This window comes from Methanoculleus sp. UBA413 (assembly GCF_002502935.1).
Classification (GTDB): Archaea; Halobacteriota; Methanomicrobia; order Methanomicrobiales; family Methanoculleaceae; genus Methanoculleus; species Methanoculleus bourgensis.
Map to the genome: position 1 here is coordinate 1 of NZ_DAQR01000131.1, position 5,134 is coordinate 5,134.

The following is a 5,134-nucleotide window of genomic DNA, read 5'->3' on the forward strand; positions in this document are numbered from 1 at the left end:
CGGCCTCCTCCCCCGCCCCCAGGGGCGGGGGCAGTGTGTGGCGATACCCGGGGAAAACCCTGTCCGGGCGGAGACGGCTTTGTCTTGGGGAGAGGTCTTCCCCCATACGCGCTAACGTTCAGTATGGAGATTCGCGAGGGTACCGTCTCCAATTCAGGAGACGAACGTCGTTTTCGGGCACTATTGGTCGGTCTGCGGTCAATCGTCCATCCCCTCGGGAAACGGTCTTGATCCTTGTCGGGGGGCAATCGCTGAGAGCCCGACCGGTTCGCACTAGATGTTCATCATGCGGCGCGTCGGCCCCGATATGCCCGGGCTGTCGTTGAGACCATTCCCCCGGTTTGGCTCTCCACCGCACGAACCTTTTTGAGGGGGCGCGATCTCTCCCCCTCCCATGAAGCATCTGGCAGTGATCATCCTTGGCCTGCTGCTCATCCCGTCCGGAGTGCAGGCGCTCACGTTCGTGAGCGGGGACCAGCCCGTGATTGACGCTCCCATCCCTGATGACGTGATCGCGTCGGGAGGGTCCGTGACTGTCGGCGCCCCGGTTGACAGCCTGACGGTCGCCGGGGGCAGTGTGACGGTGAATGCGCCGGTCCGGGGCGACGTCATAGCCGCGGGGGGCGCCCTGATCATCAACGGCGACGTCGGCGGGAAGGTGCTCGCCGCAGGGGGCGATATCGAGGTGAACGGAAACGCGACGAACGTTCTCATCACCGGGGCCACGGTCAGGATCGGGAAAGACGCCGTCATCAGGCGCGACGCTATGATCAGTGCCGGGGACGTCACAAACGAGGGATCGATCCTGCAGAATCTTACCGTCTCAGCGAACACCTTCAACAACACCGGCACGGCCGGGAACGTGACGTTTGAGGAGGTGCAGGAGCCGGCGCTGCCGTTGCCCGGCCTCTTCTCGGTCCTCGCCGCCATCGGGTTCCTGATCCTCGGGCTCATCCTCGTCAGGGCCTTCCCCGCTCCGTTTGTGGCGGTGGTCCGGCAGGTCGAGAGGAGCCCGATCATCCTGACGGTCGTCGGGTTCTTTGCGATCATCGTATCGGCGATCGTCCTCCTCATCATCGCCGTCACCATCGTCGGTCTCCCCATCGCGCTTGTCGGGGGACTGCTCTTCATCGCCGCCCTGATGCTTTCGTCGCTCTTTGTCGCATACGCCCTCGGGGACGTCATCGCCTCCCGGGCGGGGTGGAAGCCCGGGCCGACCTGGGTGTTCGTCCTCGGATTTGTGATCCTGCAGATCCTCCTCTTCATCCCGCTGCTTGGAAGCATCGTTGGGGTCATCGCGGTCAGCCTTGGCTACGGTGGGCTGCTCTACGCGCTCAGGGACGCCTGGCCGTTCGGCGCGGGCGGGGAGGCGGCATAATCCAGTTTCATGAGGGACAATGGATGGGGGCCTGTTAACCCCACGCCCGCCCCCACGGGGTGATGGCCAGGAGAAGGGCCAGGGATACCTGCAGCCCTCGGTTACCGCCCCGTTCACCGTTGCCAGCAATACTTTCCCCTCCCAGGGGGGGCAGTCACGGGGATCGCCGGTGGCAGTCGGTTGCCAGTGTGCTTCTTCCCTCTTCATCCTCAAAACCTGATGCAGAAGCTTCGGGTGTTTTCTGGCAGGACGTCCTATCCTCATCTTAGATGACCCCTCAGGAACTGAACGCCTCCCCCTGCCCCTGCCGCTGGTGCGGGGGCACCGGTATCAACAACACCATCCACCTACGCCACCCCGGCGGCGCATGCCGTGCCTGCAGGGGCGCCGGAACCCTGCTGGTCTGGCGACCACCACGCCCCTGCCCCTTCTGTGGCGGCACCGGGGTGGACCCGGTCCCAAACGCGGCCTTCCGGAGCATTCCCTGCCGCAACTGTTCAGGGACAGGGTGGATCGACTACCTCCTCACCACCGCAGATGAGTGACGGCTGGCATTCCTTCCAGTTGGTGAGGAGGCAGACCGCAGGGGTTCGCACGGGTTCAGGTGCTCCTGGCTCCTGTCCCCGCATCCTGCCCCTCCGAACCCCTTATCGGCTCGATCCTGGTCCGGGGCAGGATCACCAGGTTGTATGCGTTGTGGTCCCGGTTGAACTTGACGAGGACCCTCGAGAACTCCACGATATCGCCGTAGGCAAGCCCCTCGAAGATGTCGCGGTTCGGGCCCCGGAGGGTCGCCGGGATCACGGCGTAGACCGGGTTGGCGGCTGTCCCGTCGCAGACCTTGTAGACCTTCGTCCGGTCATCACCAAGGTTCCCCGACATCAGCGCGGCGACGACGTTGATCGTTCTGTCACGGTGCCGGTGGAGGTGGGAGAAGCGGGCGAACTTCGCCCCGGAAGGCACCCGGTAGGCGTGCTGTGTCTTTCCATCCTTCCGCAGGAGTGCGGAGGAGTACTTGATATCGACGTTGATGAACCGGTAGGCGTCCCCTCCCTCTGCAAGTCGCTCCATCAGCCGGGTCGGCCGGATGTTGTTCTTCTGCTCGAAGGTCCAGCATCGCTCGGGGTTGCAGGCGGTGCCCCATATGAACGAACAGGGGCTGTAGATGGTGAGCCCCCGGTCCACGATCGCGCGAACGGTCTGGCGCATGGCGGTTGCGTTCTCGAGGTCTGCCGGTTCCACGACGACGATCGTCCCGTCGGGCGCGAGGCGGTCGGCGAGACGGGCGACGAGGTCGGCACGCTCCTCGATCGCCATGTCGCGGAGCTCGTTCAAGACGTTTGAGAAGACCATAAGGTCGATCCGGTCGGGCAGGTCTTCCACCACGAGTGCCCTGATATCATCGCGGATGGGTTTTTCCACCCGCACGGCATCGCCCTGTGCCGCGGCGGCGGCCGGGACCAGGGCGTTGTAGGCTTCAAAATGTTCCTCAGAGCGTTCAATGGCATAGACCTCGGCCGAGCCGGCCCCCACCCTCGCAAGGAGGTCGATGACGGCGAGCGGCACGACTCCCGGCCCGGTTCCGACGTCCAGGATACGCATGTGGGGCTTTGCGAGCCCCTGATCGATGATCTGCCAGAGGATATGCTCAAACTGCACCAGGTATACGGGCGCGTGGTAGGCGAGGTAGCCGAGGACCTGGTAGGCCTTCCGGTAGCTCACCTGCTGTCCTTTCCAGTACCGGCTCTTCTGGACGAGGATGGCGTTCCGCATCCGGTCGAGGACGACTGGGTCGTCCCATGCCTTGGTGGTCTTTCTCTCGATGTAGCCCTCCACGAGCCGCTGGATGTAATCGGGGACCTCCGGGTTCCGGAAGAACGCGAGTTGCCGCTCGCGCCCGGCATCACTGATCAGATAGTCATCGCCCGCAAGGGGCTCCTGTTCTACAACTCTATCCCGCTCGCTCATGGTGTACCAGCTTCTTACAGGATGGTTTATACAGGTTCCGGGGGCGCCATAGTGTACCATTTCACCTTAACGTGAGGGTGCGTTGGAGTGATCGCCGGTCTTGCGCGTGCTTCCGCGGGAGAATTCATGGGGCAGAGCGAGAGGTTGTATGCATGAAAGCGACCCATTTCCCGGGCGAGCCCCGGGCAGTGGACCGTGGTGGGAATCGCCCCCGGGGGCACGGTGGAACAGAGTAAGGGGGCCTCCCGGTCGCCACCCCAGGGAGGTCTTCATGGACGATCTTGGATAAAATGTTCCAATAGACCTCCGCCCTGTCTGGTAAAAATCGATGATGGGTGGCGGAGCCTCTCGTTCAGGGTGCAGGCGCACCCCGCTCCCCCGCCGCCGCCCGCCCGAGCCTGAAGGCTTTCGCGTTGACTTCGACGGTCTTTGGCGGGACGCACCGCCGCACCGCTTCTTCGAGCGTCTCCGGCCTGAGGGGTATGTCGCCGGAGGCGGCCCCGAGCATAACGATGTTCTGCGAGAGGCTGCTCCCCGCCTCCTCCGCAAGTTCTGCAGCGTCGATGCAGGCGACGTCGAGGTCTGAGAGTGCGGCGAGGATGCTCTCCTCATCCGGCACCGCAAGGCCCTGCTGGTAGACCGATGTGGGGACGACCAGGTGCCGGTTCACCACGAGCCTTCCCCCGGCCGGGAGGTAGTGGCGGTAGCGGAGCGCTTCGAGGAGGTCGAAGGCGATCAGGAGATCGGCCGTTCCCGGCACGATCAGGGAACCGTGCTTCCCGTCGATCCGGACATGGCTCTCGACCGACCCGCCGCGCTGTGCCATTCCATGGGTCTCGGCACTCCGGACGGTCCGGTTCTCGATGATGCATGCCTCGCCGAGAACGTTTGAGGCAAGCACCGTTCCCTGGCCCCCGATCCCGACGATCAGGATATCAAACGAGGGTTTCATTGCCGTCCCTCCATACCGATGGCCCCCGATGGACAGATGTCTGCGCAGACGCCACATCCGGCGCAGAGGTCGGTGATCGTCGCGTTCTTTTCGGCGAACGCGATCGCCGGGCAGCCGAACGACCGGCAGACACCGCAACCGGTGCACCGGTCAAGGTCAACCTCGTAGACCTTGCGCCGGATCCCGCTCCGTCGTGCGGTGATGACGCAGGGCTGCTTTGAGATGATGACCCGAACGCCTGTGCGCTCCTTTGCCCGGCGGAAGGTGTCGAGGAGCACCGGGAGGTCGTAGGGGTCGACCGTCTCAACCCAGGAGACCCCGCATGCCCGGCAGAGTGCCTCGAGCGATATCGGGGTGCTCTCGACGCCTGTGGCCGTCACCCCGGTGTTGGGGTTTGGCTGGTGGCCGGTCATGGCGGTGATCCGGTTGTCGAGGATGACGACGACCATGTCAGCACCGTTGTAGACGGCGTTTAAGAGCCCTGGCATCCCCGTGTGCAGGAACGTCGAGTCGCCGATGGTCGAGACCACGGGATGCTCCTCCCCCGACCGGGCGATGCCGCTCCCGACGGTGATCGAGGCCCCCATGCAGATGGTGGTGTCCACCGCACCGAGCTGGAGGCCGAGGGTGTAGCACCCGATGTCGCTCGGGAAGATGCCATCGCGGAAGACCTTCTTCATCGCGTAGAACGTCGGCCGGTGCATGCACCCGGCACAGAGGATCGGCGGCCGGGGCGGGACTCCCTGGACCGGAGCGGCCTGTGGGAATACCACGGTTGGGGTAATTCCTGCTTCGTCGAGGGCGGCGGCGACGGTTGCCGGGGTGAACTCCCCCTC

5 protein-coding genes are annotated in these 5,134 nt (G+C 64.5%); 2 read left to right on the forward strand and 3 right to left on the reverse strand.

The features are described 5' to 3' along the window. The first annotated feature begins 394 nt into the window (after positions 1-394). The gene (locus BP858_RS11215) at positions 395-1,378 is read left to right on the forward strand and encodes a hypothetical protein (RefSeq protein WP_074175229.1); all 984 of its coding nucleotides are present in this window, start codon (positions 395-397) and stop codon (positions 1,376-1,378) included. A gap of 269 nt (positions 1,379-1,647) precedes the next feature. Continuing rightward, entirely contained in the window at positions 1,648-1,923 is a 276-nt protein-coding gene (locus BP858_RS11220; RefSeq protein WP_014866755.1) for a hypothetical protein, read from the forward strand. A 55-nt stretch (positions 1,924-1,978) separates the two neighbouring features. On the opposite strand, the gene BP858_RS11225 is transcribed toward BP858_RS11220, so the two are convergent. The 3 genes from BP858_RS11225 to BP858_RS11235 form a co-directional block, all read right to left on the reverse strand. Then, entirely contained in the window at positions 1,979-3,346 is a 1,368-nt protein-coding gene (locus tag BP858_RS11225; RefSeq protein ID WP_286879513.1) for a small ribosomal subunit Rsm22 family protein, read from the reverse strand. A gap of 352 nt (positions 3,347-3,698) precedes the next feature. Continuing rightward, entirely contained in the window at positions 3,699-4,298 is a 600-nt protein-coding gene (locus tag BP858_RS11230) for an indolepyruvate oxidoreductase subunit beta (protein WP_286879514.1), read from the reverse strand. Further along, on the reverse strand, positions 4,295-5,134 hold an 840-nt coding region (locus BP858_RS11235; protein WP_286879515.1), incomplete at its 5' end, for a thiamine pyrophosphate-dependent enzyme. The genes BP858_RS11230 and BP858_RS11235, both read right to left, overlap by 4 nt.

Bases quoted from the DNA above. Each gene is read 5' to 3' on its own strand.
- BP858_RS11230 (WP_286879514.1), bottom strand. From the start codon at position 4,298: ATGAAACCCTCGTTTGATATCCTGATCGTCGGGATCGGGGGCCAGGGA.
- BP858_RS11215 (WP_074175229.1), top strand. From the start codon at position 395: ATGAAGCATCTGGCAGTGATCATCCTTGGCCTGCTGCTCATCCCGTCC.
- BP858_RS11225 (WP_286879513.1), bottom strand. From the start codon at position 3,346: ATGAGCGAGCGGGATAGAGTTGTAGAACAGGAGCCCCTTGCGGGCGAT.
- BP858_RS11220 (WP_014866755.1), top strand. From the start codon at position 1,648: ATGACCCCTCAGGAACTGAACGCCTCCCCCTGCCCCTGCCGCTGGTGC.